The organism is Pseudoalteromonas sp. SG43-8, from assembly GCF_014164245.1.
Classification (GTDB): Bacteria; Pseudomonadota; Gammaproteobacteria; order Enterobacterales; family Alteromonadaceae; genus Pseudoalteromonas; species Pseudoalteromonas distincta.
In genome coordinates, this window is the sequence record NZ_JACJEX010000001.1 from 319116 (window position 1) to 335901 (window position 16786).

General features: G+C 39.1%; 14 protein-coding genes. 6 read left to right on the forward strand and 8 right to left on the reverse strand.

Features of this window, described 5'->3' with window-relative positions:
- Nucleotides 1-4 precede the first annotated feature (4 nt).
- The 3 genes from H5122_RS01525 to adk all read left to right on the forward strand — a co-directional run bounded on the left by H5122_RS01525 (nucleotide 5) and on the right by adk (nucleotide 3610).
- Nucleotides 5-742 carry an RluA family pseudouridine synthase gene (locus H5122_RS01525; RefSeq protein ID WP_182681073.1) on the forward strand — a complete coding sequence of 246 codons (738 nt, stop codon included), beginning with the start codon at nucleotides 5-7 and terminating at the stop codon, nucleotides 740-742.
- A 118-nt stretch (nucleotides 743-860) separates the two neighbouring features.
- Complete coding sequence (htpG, locus tag H5122_RS01530; RefSeq protein ID WP_182681074.1) at nucleotides 861-2774, forward strand: molecular chaperone HtpG; 1914 nt, start codon at nucleotides 861-863, stop codon at nucleotides 2772-2774.
- 191 nt (nucleotides 2775-2965) lie between these two features.
- Nucleotides 2966-3610 carry an adenylate kinase gene (gene adk, locus H5122_RS01535; protein WP_002962321.1) on the forward strand — a complete coding sequence of 215 codons (645 nt, stop codon included), beginning with the start codon at nucleotides 2966-2968 and terminating at the stop codon, nucleotides 3608-3610.
- Between the two features lie 86 nt (nucleotides 3611-3696).
- Here adk and tpx read toward each other — a convergent pair whose 3' ends face one another.
- Complete coding sequence (gene tpx, locus H5122_RS01540; RefSeq protein ID WP_182671668.1) at nucleotides 3697-4278, reverse strand: thiol peroxidase; 582 nt, start codon at nucleotides 4276-4278, stop codon at nucleotides 3697-3699.
- Between the two features lie 233 nt (nucleotides 4279-4511).
- Here tpx and H5122_RS01545 point away from each other — a divergent pair, with 233 nt between their 5' ends.
- The gene (locus tag H5122_RS01545; RefSeq protein ID WP_024590825.1) at nucleotides 4512-5516 is read left to right on the forward strand and encodes a response regulator; all 1005 of its coding nucleotides are present in this window, start codon (nucleotides 4512-4514) and stop codon (nucleotides 5514-5516) included.
- A 3-nt stretch (nucleotides 5517-5519) separates the two neighbouring features.
- Nucleotides 5520-6491: a diguanylate cyclase gene (locus tag H5122_RS01550; protein ID WP_182673523.1), complete on the forward strand. Its 972-nt coding sequence runs from the start codon at nucleotides 5520-5522 to the stop codon at nucleotides 6489-6491.
- 101 nt (nucleotides 6492-6592) lie between these two features.
- On the opposite strand, the gene H5122_RS01555 is transcribed toward H5122_RS01550, so the two are convergent.
- The 4 genes from H5122_RS01555 to H5122_RS01570 form a co-directional block, all read right to left on the reverse strand.
- A complete protein-coding gene (locus tag H5122_RS01555; protein WP_182681075.1) occupies nucleotides 6593-8107 on the reverse strand; it encodes a SpoVR family protein in 1515 nt (504 codons plus the stop codon).
- Between the two features lie 19 nt (nucleotides 8108-8126).
- A complete protein-coding gene (locus H5122_RS01560; protein ID WP_182681076.1) occupies nucleotides 8127-9410 on the reverse strand; it encodes a YeaH/YhbH family protein in 1284 nt (427 codons plus the stop codon).
- A 31-nt stretch (nucleotides 9411-9441) separates the two neighbouring features.
- Nucleotides 9442-11364, reverse strand: coding sequence for a PrkA family serine protein kinase (locus H5122_RS01565; RefSeq protein WP_007375848.1), 1923 nt, complete (start codon nucleotides 11362-11364; stop codon nucleotides 9442-9444).
- Between the two features lie 210 nt (nucleotides 11365-11574).
- Nucleotides 11575-12156, reverse strand: a complete 582-nt coding sequence (locus H5122_RS01570) for a superoxide dismutase (RefSeq protein ID WP_002960323.1) — start codon at nucleotides 12154-12156, stop codon at nucleotides 11575-11577.
- Between the two features lie 266 nt (nucleotides 12157-12422).
- Here H5122_RS01570 and H5122_RS01575 point away from each other — a divergent pair, with 266 nt between their 5' ends.
- Nucleotides 12423-12761, forward strand: coding sequence for a Grx4 family monothiol glutaredoxin (locus H5122_RS01575; protein ID WP_004335359.1), 339 nt, complete (start codon nucleotides 12423-12425; stop codon nucleotides 12759-12761).
- A 92-nt stretch (nucleotides 12762-12853) separates the two neighbouring features.
- Here the strand turns inward: H5122_RS01575 and H5122_RS01580 are convergent, their stop codons facing one another.
- The 3 genes from H5122_RS01580 to H5122_RS01590 all read right to left on the reverse strand — a co-directional run bounded on the left by H5122_RS01580 (nucleotide 12854) and on the right by H5122_RS01590 (nucleotide 16775).
- Nucleotides 12854-14164: a PAS domain-containing sensor histidine kinase gene (locus tag H5122_RS01580; RefSeq protein ID WP_182681077.1), complete on the reverse strand. Its 1311-nt coding sequence runs from the start codon at nucleotides 14162-14164 to the stop codon at nucleotides 12854-12856.
- Nucleotides 14164-15495, reverse strand: coding sequence for a sigma-54 dependent transcriptional regulator (locus tag H5122_RS01585; protein ID WP_182681078.1), 1332 nt, complete (start codon nucleotides 15493-15495; stop codon nucleotides 14164-14166). Before H5122_RS01585 ends, H5122_RS01580 begins: the two co-directional genes overlap by 1 nt.
- Before the next feature lie 71 nt (nucleotides 15496-15566).
- Nucleotides 15567-16775 carry an ABC transporter permease gene (locus tag H5122_RS01590; protein WP_182681079.1) on the reverse strand — a complete coding sequence of 403 codons (1209 nt, stop codon included), beginning with the start codon at nucleotides 16773-16775 and terminating at the stop codon, nucleotides 15567-15569.
- Nucleotides 16776-16786: the final 11 nt, after the last annotated feature.

Sequence of the window (16786 nt, forward strand, 5' to 3'; positions counted from 1 at the left end):
TTTAATGATTAACTTAATGGCTAACTCAACATCGCAAACACCTTCAGAACAACCCATTATAGTTGATGATTTTGTAGCCCCTAAGTGCGACGGGTTTATTGAAAGATTATATCAAGATGACGATATTTTACTGATCAATAAACCCAGTGGACTATTAAGTTTATCAGGTAAAAATCCGCTTAATTGGGACTCAGTGCATTACCGCTTAGTAAATGGTCAAAAGGGCTTAACAGCTGCATTTGCAGAGGCTAAGTTATCGCATCGGCTAGATTTGGGCACATCGGGCATTATGATTGTTGGATTAAACGCAATTGCGTCAAAGCACCTTAATAAGCAATTTCAAGCGCGTACTATTCAAAAGCGTTATGTAGCCATGTTAGAGGGATGCTTGGCTGTTGATGAAGGGCAAATTACTGCGCCAATTGCAAAAGATAAACTGCTTTTTCCGCGTGTTAAAATTTGCCAATCGACAGGTAAAACAGCGCTGAGTGAATATAAAGTACTTGAGCGGCTCAGGCAGCCGTGCAGAACCTTAGTGCAATTTACACCTATTACTGGGCGTACCCATCAATTACGAATACACAGCCAGTTTATAGGGCACCCAATTTTAGGCTGTGATTTATATAAAAGTGCGCAAAGTGAACATATGGCAGGGCGGTTACAATTACATGCCAGCGATTTATATTTTGAACATCCAACAACTGGTGAAAAGATTCATATTAATTGTCCGCATTCGTTTTAAACAAATTAATGGTTCTTTGTTTTCGTTTCACCTTTTTTAAATTTTTCCCTTGAAGTTCTAACACCTCACCCCATATTAAGTGCATAACGCAGACACTTTGCAAATTGGAGATATATAAATGACTGCAGCACAAAAAGAAACATTAGGCTTTCAAACAGAAGTAAAACAATTATTAAACTTAATGATTCATTCTCTTTATTCTAATAAAGAAATATTTTTACGTGAGCTTGTGTCAAATGCATCAGACGCAGCAGACAAGTTACGCTTTTTAGCATTATCTCAAAGCGACCTTTACCAAGGTGATGCCGATTTACGTGTTCGTATTAGTGCAGATAAAGAAGCAAATACAATTACCATTTCAGATAATGGTATTGGTATGACGCGCGATGAAATCATTAGCTCATTAGGTACTATTGCAAAGTCGGGTACTGCTGAGTTTTTCAAAAACTTAACGGGTGATCAAAGTAAAGATTCACAATTAATTGGTCAATTTGGTGTTGGTTTTTACTCAGCATTTATTGTTGCTGATTTAGTAACTGTTCGTACACGTAAAGCCGGTGAAACAACCGCTTACGAGTGGGAATCTCAAGGTGAAGGCGAATACACACTTCAAGAAATTGAAAAAGAAGGCCGTGGTACCGACATTATTTTACATCTTCGCGATGAAGAAAAAGAATTTGCTGATGACTGGCGCCTACGTAGTATCGTTACTAAATACTCTGATCACATCTCAACGCCAGTACAAATGTTTAAAGCAGAAGTGCCTGAATCTGAAGGCGAAGACGGCGAAAAAATTCCAGCAGTACCAGGTGAGTGGGAAAGCATTAACCGTGCAACTGCATTGTGGACACGCGATAAATCAGAGCTTTCTGATGATGAATACAAAGAGTTTTACAAGCATGTAAGCCATGATTGGGAAGAGCCACTTAGCTGGGCACATAATAAGGTTGAAGGTAAAACTGAATACACTAGCCTTTTATATATTCCTAAAAAAGCACCTTTCGACTTATGGAACCGTGAACGTCAAAGTGGTCTAAAACTTTACGTACAACGTGTGTTTGTAATGGATGATGCAGAGCAATTCATGCCAAGCTACCTTCGCTTTGTAAAAGGCTTACTAGATTCAAACGATTTACCACTGAACGTATCTCGTGAAATTCTACAAGACAACAAAGTAACGCAAGCTATTCGTAAAGGGTGTACATCGCGTATTATTAAAATGCTTGAGCGTATGGCTAAAAACAAAGCTGACGATTACCAAGTATTTTGGAATGAGTTTGGTCAAGTAATGAAAGAAGGCCCAGCTGAAGATGCTGCAAATAAAGAAGCTATTTGTAAGCTACTTCGTTTTTCTTCGACACATACTGACTCAGAAACACAAGATGTGTCGCTTGAGCAATATGTTGAACGCATGAACGAAGGCCAAGACAAAATTTACTACGTAGTAGCTGATACATTCACCGCTGCGAAAAACTCACCGCATTTAGAGATTTTCCGCAAAAAAGGCATTGAAGTATTACTACTAAGTGACCGTGTTGACGAGTGGATGATGAGTCACTTAACTGAATTCGCTGATAAGCAGCTACAGTCGATCACACGTGGTGACTTAGATTTAGGTAAGCTTGACGACGAAGAAACTAAAAAAGCGCAAGAAGAGTCTGAAAAAGAAATGGCTGGCCTTGTTGAACGTATTAAAACAGCACTAGGTGATGACGTTAAAGAAGTGCGCTTTACGCACCGCTTAACAGATTCTCCAGCATGTGTTGTAAGCGACGACAACGACATGAGCTCACAAATGCAAAAGCTAATGGAATCTGTTGGTCAAGCAGCCCCTGAAGCAAAACCTGTGTTTGAGCTAAACCCAGAGCATCAACTTGTTAAGCACTTAAATGACGAACAAGATGAAGATAAGTTTGCGCAGTGGTCACACGTTTTACTAGACCAAGCACTACTTGCAGAACGCGGTACACTTAAAGATCCAACAGGATTTGTTACTCGCTTAAATAAATTGATGCTTGAACTAAGTAAATAAGCAAATAGCTATTTACCCAGTCAATAAAGTATAAATTATGTACTTTAAATAAAAGGGAACGTGTGTTCCCTTTTTTAATGCCCTGTAAACACCCCAACGGCTCATCAATTAGTATAAGTTGCTTGAGTATCGGCGGCGCTTGTGGAAGAATTCAGGCTTTAAAATAAATATCCATACTAGGGGACAATAATATGCGCATTATTCTTTTGGGCGCGCCGGGTGCAGGTAAAGGTACTCAAGCTCAGTTTTTAATGGACAAATACGGTATTCCACAAATTTCTACTGGCGATATGTTACGTGCAGCAATTAAAGAAGGCACGCCACTGGGTCTAGAAGCAAAAAAAGTAATGGATGCTGGTCAACTAATTTCTGACGATATTATTATTGGTTTAGTTAAAGAGCGTATTACTAAAGCGGATTGTGAGAAAGGTTTTTTACTTGATGGCTTCCCGCGTACAATCCCACAAGCGGATGCAATGAAAGAAAATGGCGTAGTGGTTGATCACGTTATTGAATTTGATGTGGCTGATGAAGTCATTGTTGAGCGTATGGGCGGACGTCGTGTTCATCCTGGTTCTGGTCGTGTTTACCACGTTGTTTATAATCCACCAAAAGTGGAAGGTAAAGACAACGAAACTGGCGAAGACTTAATTGTTCGCGCTGATGATACTGAAGAAACAGTACGTAAACGTTTAGGTATTTACCATGAGCAAACTATGCCATTGGTTGATTACTATCAAGCAGAAGCGGCTGCTGGTAATACTCAATACCATAAACTAGATGGTACACAAGCTGTTGAAACTGTTAGCCAACAACTTGGTGAACTTTTAGGTTAATTATAAAGCACATTAAAAAACCGCCAATTGGCGGTTTTTTGTTTTAAGGGATTTAGCATTGCTTAATTAGTGCTACTTAATGGACTTTACAGTGTTTTAAGTTTCTCAATTACGCTGTTGTATTCAGGTTCAGTTGAAAGGCTACTAACTAACTGTTTATAAATGACGTTATGGCTTTCATCTAAAATAAAGACTGTTCGCGTTAGTAAGCCCATATCTTTAATAATCAATCCGTATTTTTGACCAAAATCACGCCAAACAGAATCTGATAACGTAATGATTTTATCGATATTTTCAGCTTTGCAAAAACGCTTTTGAGCAAATGGTAAATCAGCACTAATTGTTAGCATAACTACACTTGGGAATTGTGAGGCTACTTTTTCATTAAAGTGCTTAGTTTGCAGGCTACAAATGCCGGTATCTAGGCTGGGTACTACACTTATTAATACAGCTTGGCCTTTATAATCCTCAAGTGTCACTGGAATAAAGTTGTCATCAACAACTTTAAAGTTTGGCGCACTATCTCCAATTGAGATACCTTGACCTAATAAAGTGACTGGTTTGCCTTGTGCGGATACTTTTCCTGCATCAAGTGTGTTTTCTGGATAGTCGGCTGCAATAGCCACAGAACAAAATGCACTCAAAGCAAAGGCAAGTGAACGTAACATAGGGTATTTCCTTTTAAATTAACGCAATGGGCGTCAGTGTATTATACTGAGCTATAGTTACCAAGTGATTAAACCTGCTTAATAGAGTGGGTATTAGCTCTGAAATATAAAAATTGTAACTATGCTAAACTTTGATTAACATGAAGTTACAAAAGATATCTTCAATAATAAAAATAAAAACCATCATAAAATGATTTTAATGCTCATTACTGGTTTAGAAACAGAGAGATAATATGTCAACATCGGTATTAATATGTGATGACTCGAAATTAGCTAGGCGTCAGTTGGCTCGCTCATTACCTGAAGATTGGGACATTAAAGTTGAATTTGCACTTGACGGCGTTGATTGTATAAAGCAAATAAAGTTAATTGAACCAGAGATACTTTTTCTCGATTTAAACATGCCAGAAATGGACGGTTATGAAGTATTAATCGCTATGAAAGAACAGGGGCTTAATATTCTCACTGTTGTTGTCTCTGGTGATATACAACCAAGTGCACACCAAAGAGTGCTTGAGCTTGGTGCTATCGATTTTATTCAAAAACCATGTTCCCCCGAAAAACTAGCCAGCATAATTGAACACCATGGGATTAAAGATAAAGCCATGCGTGAGCGCCTCTCTCATTCGCTAGGAGAGCAAGTCGACCCTGATGTTCGGGATATATACCAAGAGCTAACTAACGTTGCTATGGGGCAGGCTGGGGATTTACTTGCACGTCTTCTTAATGTATTTGTAGAGTTACCAATTCCTAATGTGAATATTTTGGAAGTTAATGAACTCGATATGGCGCTGCAGTCTATAGATAATAACGCAGCTACATCGGGTGTGTGCCAGGGCTTTATTGGCGGTGGTATTTCGGGCGAGGCGCTATTACTTTTAAATGATTCAAGCTTTAAAGAAATAGCTTCTTTGATGAACTATGACGGCGAGTTAAACGATAAAGTTGAACTTGAGCTGCTTATGGATATTAGTAATATTTTGATAGGCGCTATTTTAACGGGTCTTTCAAAACAGCTCGATATGTCATTTAGTCAAGGGCACCCGATTGTACTTGGCCAACACAGAGATGTATCTGAGTTGGTTAAATCAAACAAGTCACGTTGGCAACGCACCCTTGCAATAGAGATTAGTTACGGTATTGAAAACCATGATATAAATTGCGACCTCATGCTGTTATTTACTGAAGATTCACTTAAAACTTTGAAATACAAAGTTGCTTACCTATTAGAAGATTAAGTTATGGCCGCTGATTTAGAAATGAATGAGATCCATTGGTTAATGGATATGTTTAATACCGTTGATGTAGGCCTTGTGGTACTCGATAGGGATTATAAGGTGTGTGTATGGAATGGTTTTATGGAAAACCATTCAGGGCTTCTACCAAGCGCAGTAAAAGATAAAGATCTATTTGATTTATTTCCTGCAATAGACGAAAAATGGTTTAGAAGTAAATCAGAATCGGTTTTTGTTTTAAAAAACCGCTCTTTTACGATTTGGGAGCAGCAGCCATACATTTTTAGGTTTAAAAATTATCGACCTATTACTGGTAAAGCTGATTACATGTATCAAAATGCGACATTCATCCCTCTTACCAATACGATGGGCGAAGTTAGCCACATTTGTATTATTTTGTATGATGTAACAGATGTCGCGGTAAATAAAAAAGAGCTTGAAGAGTTAAACAAAAAATTAGAACAAGTAAGTCAAACAGATAGCTTAACGCAGCTTGCAAACCGTGGACATTGGGAAGGTACGCTACGCCAAGAGTTTTTAAGAGTTAAGCGAAGTGGTGGCTGTAGTACATTATTAATGTTTGATATTGATCACTTTAAAAAAATAAATGATGAATATGGCCATAGCTGTGGTGATGAATCGCTTCGTCATTTATCTAACTTACTACGTACGACGTTGCGCGAGACTGATGTTGCAGGGCGCTATGGCGGTGAAGAGTTTGCAGTGACATTACTTGATACAGACAAAGAAGGCGCTTTTATATTTGCTGAGCGTTTAAGGGTATTGATTGAAACTAACCCTGTTAAGTATAAACACTTTGAAATAACAATGACGGTAAGTATAGGGCTGGCTGGTAGCAGTAATGATTTTAAAAATCATGAGCGCTGGATAGAGGCTGCAGATAAAGCACTGTACCAGTCTAAAAATACAGGGCGAAATAAAGTAATAGCCTACGAAGATATAAAAAATGACGCTTAAGCGTCATTTTTTATATCCAGAATTTAGGGTTAAATAATACCGTGTTTTTTTTACAATCTGCTGAGCAAACCCAATCAGTATGAAAATTGTATTGCCCTTCATTATTGTGTTGTGTGTCGAGAGTCATCTGTTGGGCATTGACCAATCATTGAAACTTCACCAGAATTTGACTCTTGTTCTAGTTTTACTTTAAAGCCCCATAATCTGTAAAGATGCTTAAGCACTTCCTCGTGCGAGTTTGCTAAAGGAATATTGTTATGGGGTACATAGCGTAGGGTTAATGAACGGTCACCTCTAATATCAACATCATACACTTGAATGTTAGGCTCATGATTACTTAAATTGTACTGCGCTGAGAGTGCTTCTCTCACTGCCTTATAGCCGTTGTCGTTATGTATTGCGCCAATCTCTAAATGGGGATTATTAGTATGGTCAATAATAGTAAATAATTTAAAATCACGAATTAACTTCGGCGATAAAAACTGGCTAATAAAACTCTCATCTTTAAAGTTTTCCATTGCAAAATGCAGTGTATCTAGCCAGTTACTACCCGCATATTCAGGAAACCAGCGTTTATCTTCTTCAGTTGGGTGTTCACATATTCTGCGAATATCAACCATCATATTAAAGCCTAAAGCATATGGGTTAATGCCTGAATAATATTTACTGTTATAAGGTGGCTGATAAACTACGTTGGTGTGGCTTTGTAGAAACTCTAACATGAAAGAGTCGGTGAGCTTTCCCTCATCATATAAGTGATTAAGGATGGTGTAATGCCAAAAAGTTGCCCAACCTTCATTCATTACTTGAGTTTGTTTTTGTGGGTAAAAGTATTGCGAAATTTTACGTACAATACGTATCACTTCACGTTGCCAAGAATCGAGTAATGGGGCATTTTTTTCAATAAAATACAAAATATTTTCTTGAGGTTCAGAAGGGAAATGGCGGACTTTCTTTTTGGTTTCTTGCTGTTGCTCAGGAATAGTTCGCCATAATTCGTTTACTTGCGATTGAAGGTAGTCTTCGCGCTCTTGTTGGCGTTTTTGCTCTTCAAATAGCGATATTTGTTGTGGACGTTTGTAGCGATCGACCCCGTAATTCATTAATGCATGACATGAGTCGAGTAGGGCTTCTACTTGTGTAATACCATGCTTTTCTTCACAGCGGCTTATGTAGTTTTTAGCAAATACCAAGTAATCAATAATTGAACCTGCATCGGTCCAGGTTTTAAATAAGTAATTACCTTTAAAAAATGAGTTATGTCCGTAACACGCATGTGCCATTACAAGCGCTTGCATAGGTAGGGTGTTTTCTTCCATTAAGTACGCAATACAAGGGTCTGAATTTATCACTATTTCGTAAGCGAGACCCATTTGTCCGCGCTTATAATTTTGCTCTGTTTGAATGAACTTTTTACCGTACGACCAATGACTGTAGCCAATAGGCATACCAACACTTGAGTAAGCATCCATCATTTGCTCTGCGGTTATCACTTCAATTTGATTAGGGTAGGTGTCTAACCTATAGTGAGCTGCAACACGAGCAATTTCACCTTGGTACTCATCTAATAAATCAAAGGTCCAATCTGGGCCATCACTCAATCGTTTATCATTCATAATGTTACCTCGCTTTTGGCTATGCAGAGTTTTGCTGTTGACGACCTTTTTTAAATAGCTCCCTAAAAATTGGGTAAATATCTTCAACGCTTTGAATATGCTGTATGGCGAAATTATTATGGCTGTGTGTTATGGATTCATATTCGCGCCATAGGCTTTGATGAGCACGAGTGGTTATTTCAATATAAGCAAAATAACGTACTGCGCTTAAGAGCTTATTACGTAATATTTCACCACACTGCGGGGTGTCGTCTGCCCAGTTATCGCCATCAGAGGCTTGTGCGGCGTATACATTCCACTCATTTGCGTGATAACGCTCTTTTATTATTTCGTTCATTAATTTAAGAGCGCTCGAAACAATAGTGCCGCCAGTTTCTTGGGAGTAAAAAAACTCTTGTTCGTCTACTTCTTTAGCTTGTGTGTGGTGGCGAATATAAACAACTTCTATGTCTTTATAGCTGCGTGTTAAAAATTGATAGAGCAAAATATAAAAACGCTTTGCCATGTCTTTTGTTGGCTGATCCATTGAGCCTGACACATCCATAATACAAAACATCACGGCTTTGCTGGTGGGGTGAGGGCGCTTTTCGTAATTACGAAAACGTAAATCGTAGTTATCAATAAACGGGACCGATTTAATTTGCACTTTTAATGCTGCAATTTCTTTTTGTAATAAAGCAATTGCCGCTTTATCGCTATGTGAACCAGCAAGCAGCAGAGCAAGTTGTTCTTCGAGCTCTTTTAAACGGCGTTTTTTACCTGCACTCATGGCAACACGCCGTGCAAGCGAGCCTTGAAGAGAGCGGACAATGTCAATATTACTTGGCATGCCGTCGCTACAAAATCCTGCGCGATGGGTTTTCATTTGCACTAACTTATCAAGTTGGTTTTCTTGTAAGTTAGGAAGTTCTAGATCTTCAAACAGTAAATCAAGGTATTCATCTTTTGATATTGAAAATACAAACTCATCTTGTCCCTCGCCCGAATCGCTGGCGTCACCTTCACCGGCACCACCGCCTTGTCCGCCTTTAGGGCGCTCAATTTTATCACCTGTAGAAAACTGATCGTTACCAGGGTGAATTTGCTCTCTATTCCCGCCTTGCCCTTGATGAAATGTAGGTTCGCTGATATCGCGTTGTGGAATAGAAATACTCTCACCAGAGCTTGAATCGGTAACGCTGCGTTTGTTAATCGCATCTGAAACCGCTTCTTTAATTTGTTTTTTATAGCGCCTAATAAAGCGCTGGCGATTAAGCGTACTTTTATTTTTTCCGTTTAAACGCCTATCTATAAAATGCGCCATATTGACCTCCTATATACTACGACTATGAAGGTTATTGCGATTTTCTAACCCGTAAATACCACTCAGAAAGCAAGCGAACTTGTTTTTGTGTATAGCCTTTTTCGACCATACGGTTCACAAAGTCTTCGTGCTTTTGCTGATCCTCTGCAGACGTTTTAGTATTAAACGAAATAACGGGTAGTAAATCTTCGGTATTAGAGAACATTTTTTTCTCAATCACCGTGCGTAGTTTTTCGTAGCTTGTCCATAGTGGGTTTTTGCCGTTGTTGTGTGCACGGGCACGCAGTACAAAGTTCACTATTTCATTACGAAAATCTTTAGGATTAGAAATACCCGCTGGCTTTTCTATTTTTTCAAGTTCAGCGTTTAGCGCTGCGCGGTCAAATAGCTGTCCTGTATCGGGGTCTCGGTATTCTTGGTCTTGTATCCAAAAGTCTGCATAAATAACATAACGGTCAAAAATATTTTGTCCGTATTCTGAGTACGATTCTAAATAAGCGGTTTGCAATTCTTTACCTATAAACTCGACATATTGTGGAATTAAATAGCCTTTTAAAAAGCTTAAATAACGCTCTTCTATTTCACTTGAAAATTGCTCGCGCTCTATCTGTTGCTCAAGCACATAGAACAAGTGCACCGGATTTGCAGCAACCTCAGTGGTATCAAAGTTAAACACTCGGGACAAAATTTTAAACGCAAAGCGCGTAGAGAGCCCCGTCATACCTTCATCTACCCCTGCGTAATCACGATACTCTTGATACGATTTTGCTTTAGGGTCGGTGTCTTTTAGGGTCTCGCCATCGTATACCCGCATTTTAGAATAGATACTTGAATTTTCTGGCTCTTTTAAACGTGATAGCGTCGTAAATTGCGCCAATGTTTTAAGTGTACCCGGTGCACATGGCGCGTTGTATAGCTCACTGTGCTCAAGTAATTTGTCGTAAATTTTAATTTCTTCAGTTACACGTAAGCAATAAGGGACTTTTACAATATAAACACGGTCTAAAAATGCTTCGTTGTTTTTATTGTTTTTAAAGGTTTGCCACTCAGACTCATTCGAGTGAGCGAGGATCATGCCATTAAAGGGCAGGGCACTAATGCCTTCTGTGCCGTTATAGTTACCTTCTTGGGTTGCGGTAAGTAAAGGGTGCAGCACTTTAATAGGCGCTTTAAACATTTCTACAAATTCCATCAGCCCTTGGTTAGCTAAACATAAAGAGCCAGAGTAGGCGTATGCATCAGGATCGTTTTGGGCAAAGTGCTCAAGCTGGCGAATATCGACCTTACCAACCAGTGCTGAAATATCTTGGTTGTTTTCATCTCCTGGTTCGGTTTTGGCAATGCCTATTTGGTTTAAAATAGAAGGGTAGCGTTTAACCACTCTAAACTGGCTTATATCACCATTGAACTCTTTTAAACGTTTGCCTGCCCAAGGCGACATAATGGTTTTTAAGTAGCGCGGTTTAATACCGTATTCTTTGCTGAGTACGTCTGCATCTTCGATAGGATCAAACAAGGAGAGGGGGTGATCGTTTACAGGAGACCCTTTAATTGAATAAATAGGCACTTGTTGCATTAAATACTTTAGCTTTTCAGCAATGGATGATTTACCCCCACCAACAGGTCCAAGTAGATAAAGCACTTGTTTGCATTCTTCTAGCCCCTGAGCCGCATGTTTTAAATAAGAGACTATTTGCTCAATGGCGTCTTCCATACCATAAAAATCAGCAAAGGCAGGGTAGCGCGCAACTACTCTATTTGAAAATAATCGACTTAGTCGTGCATCCGTTGCGGTATCTACCATGTGTGGTTCGCCAATTGCCATGAGTAGGCGTTCTGGTGCGCTGGCGTAGGCAGACTTATCGGTTTTACAAATCTCAAGAAATTCAGCGATACTGTATTCTTCTTCCTGTGCCGCTTCGTATCGTGCTTGGTAATGCTCAAAAATCGTCATAATAACCTCCGAAACCCGCTGTAAAAAGGTGCTTACCTTTTAAAGTCTAGTCACGAATGTGTATTTTTGTGCAATAAAATTAAAAATTTAAGTGAAAAAAGATCATGTTACTAAAAGCGTTTTATTAAATGATGAGGCGCTTAGGTGTGATAAACAAGAAACAAAAAAAGACGCCTAAGCGTCTTTTTTACATTAGCGTTTAAAGGCTAATTAAGCGAAGTTAGCGTTCGCGAATTCCCAGTTAACAAGCGACCAAAAACCTTTAAGGTAATCTGGACGAACGTTACGGTAATCGATGTAGTAAGCGTGTTCCCATAAATCCACTGTAAGGATTGGAGTAACGCCATCATCAGTTAATGGTGTAGCAGCGTTAGATGTATTAACGATGTCTAGTGAACCATCAGCAAGCTTAACTAACCACGTCCAGCTTGAACCAAAGTTATTTACTGCTTTGTCATTTAATGCATCTTTAAACGCATCAAAAGAACCCCATTTAGCGTTGATTGCATCAGCAACTGCGCCAGTAGGCTCGCCGCCGCCGTTTGGAGATAAGCTGTTCCAGTAAAAAGTATGGTTCCAGATTTGTGCTGCGTTGTTAAATACGCCGCCTTCTGATGAACATACGATCTCTTCTAAAGATTTGTTTTCAAACTCAGTACCAGGGATTAAACCATTAAGCTTAACCACGTATGTGTTGTGGTGTTTGCCATGGTGAAACTCTAGCGTTTCTTTTGAAATATGTGGCTCAAGTGCGTCGATTGCATATGGTAGTGACGGTAGTTCAAATGCCATTTTTTTATCTCCATCTTCTTTGGTTGATAGTCCATTTGGTAATACGTAATGCCTGTTGAAACAGAGCAGTTACCTATACCAAGCGGTAATATAGTGTTACTATAATTGTTGAGTATTTTACTCAAGTTTAAGCAAACAGCAATGCTATTGCGAAAGACTATTTCAATTGCGGCTTTATTTGCCCATTTTAAGTTATATATTTGTGGTCACGATGAGTTATTTTCAAGACCTAAATATATTTAGCTATCGTTACTTTGAGGTTGTAGATGGAAACCATTGATAAAATTAAACAGCAAATTTCAGAAAATCCAATAATCCTTTTCATGAAAGGGTCACCAAAATTACCAAATTGTGGTTTTTCTTCACAAGCATCGCAAGCGTTAATGTCATGTGGTGAACCATTTGCATACGTTGATATTTTACTTAATCCAGACATTCGTGCTGAGCTTCCAGCATACGCAAATTGGCCAACATTCCCACAACTTTGGGTAGATGGCGAATTAGTTGGTGGTTGTGACATTATTATCGAAATGTTTCAACGCGGTGAATTACAGCCGTTAATTACTGAAACTGCTGCTAAATACAAAGAAGCTGACGCAGAGTAATTTATTACTCAACCTGAACTCAGGTTATTAAGCTCTTTAAACACAAAGCCACTTTTTAAGTGGCTTTGTTGTTTCTAATTTGTGTAAATTTATCAATAAGGAAGGCTCACTTGTACGTTTAAGCCGCCCTCTATTTTGTTATGTAAACTTATATGCCCTTGGTGCGCTTCTGCTATTTCTCTGCATAAGGCTAGCCCTAAACCACTCCCCGTACTTTTTGTAGAATAAAAGGGCACTAAAGCATTTGCCATTACTTGCTCGCTCATTCCTTTGCCGCAGTCACTCACATTTATAACACATGCTTGGGGTACAAACTCTACCTGAATATGTATTTCATTGGCGTTGGAACCTGACTCGTGTGAATTTTTTAATAAGTTTATGAGCAGCTGCTCGAGTTGTGTTTGATCAGCTTGTAATTCATTGTGTGAATTTTTTATTTCGTAGCTAAATTGCCAGTGGTTTTTTAAATTATTGAGTGTGTTTTGCCAGTTAACCCGCGTTTTTTGTGGCTGAGGTAATTTAGCAAACTTGCCATAGCCTTGTACAAATTCAGTTAAATGACTAATTCGCTCATCAATAGTTGCAAATACACGGGCAAGGCGAGGCTCATCAACTTTATTTGCGAGCAATTGTGCGCTGTGTAGCATGGATGACATAGGGCCGAGTGAATTATTTAATTCGTGGCTAATAATGCGTATTACTTTTTTCCACACGGCAACTTCTTGGCGACTAAGTTCACGGGTTAACTGTTTAAATATATATAAATGATGCTTTTGATTATTGAGGAAAAACTCCCCAGTGGCTAAATGCCAAGTTTGCGAGTCTTGATTCTCTATTTCTATATTAAAGAGGCCATCAATACCGTGCTCTATAGCTGCTACTAATTGCAGAGGCGAATTTTCGAGTAACTTACTTAGTTGCATACCTTCAAGGCGAGTTGCGCTATTAAATAAACTACGGCTAATTAAATTACTAAATACCACCGTATTATTATCATTGACCAGCAATAACGCTTGCGGCGAGCTTTGCAATACTTTATCAAGCATTAACTCGCGCTGGTAAATCCATTGTTTTTCTTGGCGAAGCTGTTTTGCGGTTTGATTATAAAGTTGGCATAGTTTTCCAAGTTCATCATTACTTTTATACGCAAGCAAACTGGAGAGCTCACCATCTTTAAAATTAAGTAATCCTGTTTCAAGCGATTGCATGCCAAGCTTTATTGGCTTGGTGAGAGTTCTTGAAAGCAGAGTGCTAAATGTAAGCGTTAGTAATATTAAAAACAGAGTGTAGTAAATATCAAAGCCACTTAGCACGGCAATAATAACAATAGGCAGCGCGCTACAAAGCCCGCAAATTAATACAACCTTTTGGCTTAGGGTAAAGTTGCTAATAATGTTTGGCATTAATAATCAATACCCATTTTTTGTAACCGTCTGTAAAGTGCTTGTCGGCTTAAACCAAATTCACGGGCGACTTTGGCTATAACACCTTGATGAGCGCGCATTGCGTGTTCTATTTCCTGTTTGGTAGGCTCTGCTTTTGCTTCTTGTTGAGCCGTGACCGGTGACGATAGTGCAAAGTCATCGACTGTAAGCGCACCTGTAGGTTTTAGTACCGCTACACGCTTACAAGCGTTTTCTAGCTCTCGAACGTTACCTGGCCATTTGTAGTGTTGAAGTGCTTGCTCTGTGTTTATAGTCAGCTCTCGGTGAGGTAAAAAATGGCTAATAAGTGCTAAAACATCATCTTGTCTTTCGCACAGGGCAGGCACATTGAGCTCAATTACATTAAGGCGATAATATAAGTCTTCCCTAAATCGACCTTGTTCAATTGCTTGTAGTAAGTTTTCGTTAGTGGCCGATATAACCCGCACATTTACCTTTCGTGTTTGTGTTGAGCCTAAACGTTCAAACTCGCCGGTTTGTAGTACGCGTAGTAATTTTATTTGTCCTGAAAGTGGTAAATTACCAATTTCATCTAAAAATAACGTACCGCCATCAGCTGCTTCAAATCGACCAATACGTTGTTTGGTTATCCCCGTATATGCACCGGCTTCAGCGCCAAAAAGCTCGGCTTCTATAAGTTCTTGCGGTAGTGCACCGGCGTTTACCTTAATAAAAGGCTGCGATACAAGCGGGGAGTTTTTTTGAATAATATGCGCAATACACTCTTTGCCACTACCATTAGGGCCTGTAATTAATGCAGATATATCAGATTTAGCCACTTGAAGCGCCATAGTAACCTGTCGTTCCATCGCAGTACTTTTAAATATTAGCCCAGCAAGATCTGCATTTTTAAATGTACCTTCACGTTCTTGTTGATGGCGATTATGCGTCGCCACTATTTTTTTTGCACTGCCTAGTTCTATTAAGTTACCGATACAAACTAGTAGTTTTGCATCATCCCAGGGTTTTGGTAAGTAATCAGCAGCACCGGCTTTTACAAGCTCAATGGCGGTGGCAAGTTCGGTCCAGGCTGTAATAAGTATAATAGGTAGGTGTGGGTTTATTTCTCGTAGTTCATAAAACAAGGCTTTACCTTCTTCGCCAGAGGTGGTGTCGCTGGTAAAGTTCATGTCTTGAATTACAAGCTCAATTCGCTGATAGCGAACTATTTGCAAAGCATCAAATGGATTTGTTGCAGTGACTACCGAAAAATCGTGGATCTCGAGCAACAATGAAAGTGCGTCGAGTACTGCTTGGTTATCATCAACAATGAGTATTTTATGAGTCATAGGTTATTTTTATAATTTTTTAATGGCTACACTGCCTTACTAAGCAGTGTAGCATAGTGATTTACATATTATTAAATAGTGCGAGTTGCGATACTGGGCGAAATATTGGCAGCGCGTTTAGCCGGCGCTAATACTGCAAGTAAACTCATTAAAAATACGGCAATGGCGGTAACGGCTATATAACTTGGCGGTAGTGCGGCTATAGAAAAATACTGCATTAACATTTTCCCAAGTAGTATTGCTGTTACTACCCCTAAGGCTAAACCTAGGCTACAAATTAATGCATTTTCTACTAAAAAGTAGCTAACAATAGCTGACTTTCTTGCGCCAAGTGCTCTGCGTGTACCAATTTGCTTAGTACGTTTGCTAATATTAAATAAGGTTAAGCCAAAAATACCGAGAGCGGTTATAAGCACTAAAATAGTGATTAATACTATGAGCATGCGCATCATTAGGCGATCTTGAGCGGTATACTCATTTTTTAATTCATCAAGCCCTTTAATGTTGTTAATAACGCGTTTGCTGTAATTTTCGAGCATAGCATTTTCTATTTCTTTCATTACAGCTGCTCGCTGACCAGGCTTAGTACGAACGGCAACTTGTGCATAACTTGCTGCTTTAATATAAGGAATAAACGCAAGATTATCGGGTTTACTGTCTTTGAGCCACGGGCCTTTCATTTTTCCGATCACGCCAATAACTTTAAGTGGTAGGTCACCAAAATAAACTATTTTTCCTAAACCATCTCCATCAGGGTAGAGCTCATCAAGCAAGGCTTTAGTGACTATAGTGACGTTGGTGCGCTTTTGTGTAATTTCGTTTGTAACGAGCACTTCATCTTCGGTAAAGTTTCGCCCTGCAATTAAGTTAACGCCGTAGGTATTAATTGCGTGGTCATCTATAAAAAAATAAGCGGTCCTGACACTTAGGCCTTCTTGTGGAGCAGGTTTTAAATTAAAGCTCGAAGCGCTGCCACCCCCTGATAGCGGAATACTACTGCTTAATGCGGCATCAACTACGCCTGGCATTTTTCTAAGCATGCTTTCATCAAGCTCAAACTGCTGGCTTAAGTTAATATCAGTACCAAAGGTCATTACATTAAACTTAAATATATCTTGTTCAGGGTAGCCCGTTTCTTGGTTTAAATAGCTAATTCTATCTTGAATAATAAATGCAGCATTACTGACGATAGCTGTGGTAATTGCAATTTGAATTAGCAGTAATACAGCGCCCACCTTTGAGCGGCATAAGGCGTTAAATATAGGTTTTATTTCTAACATTGTGACATTCC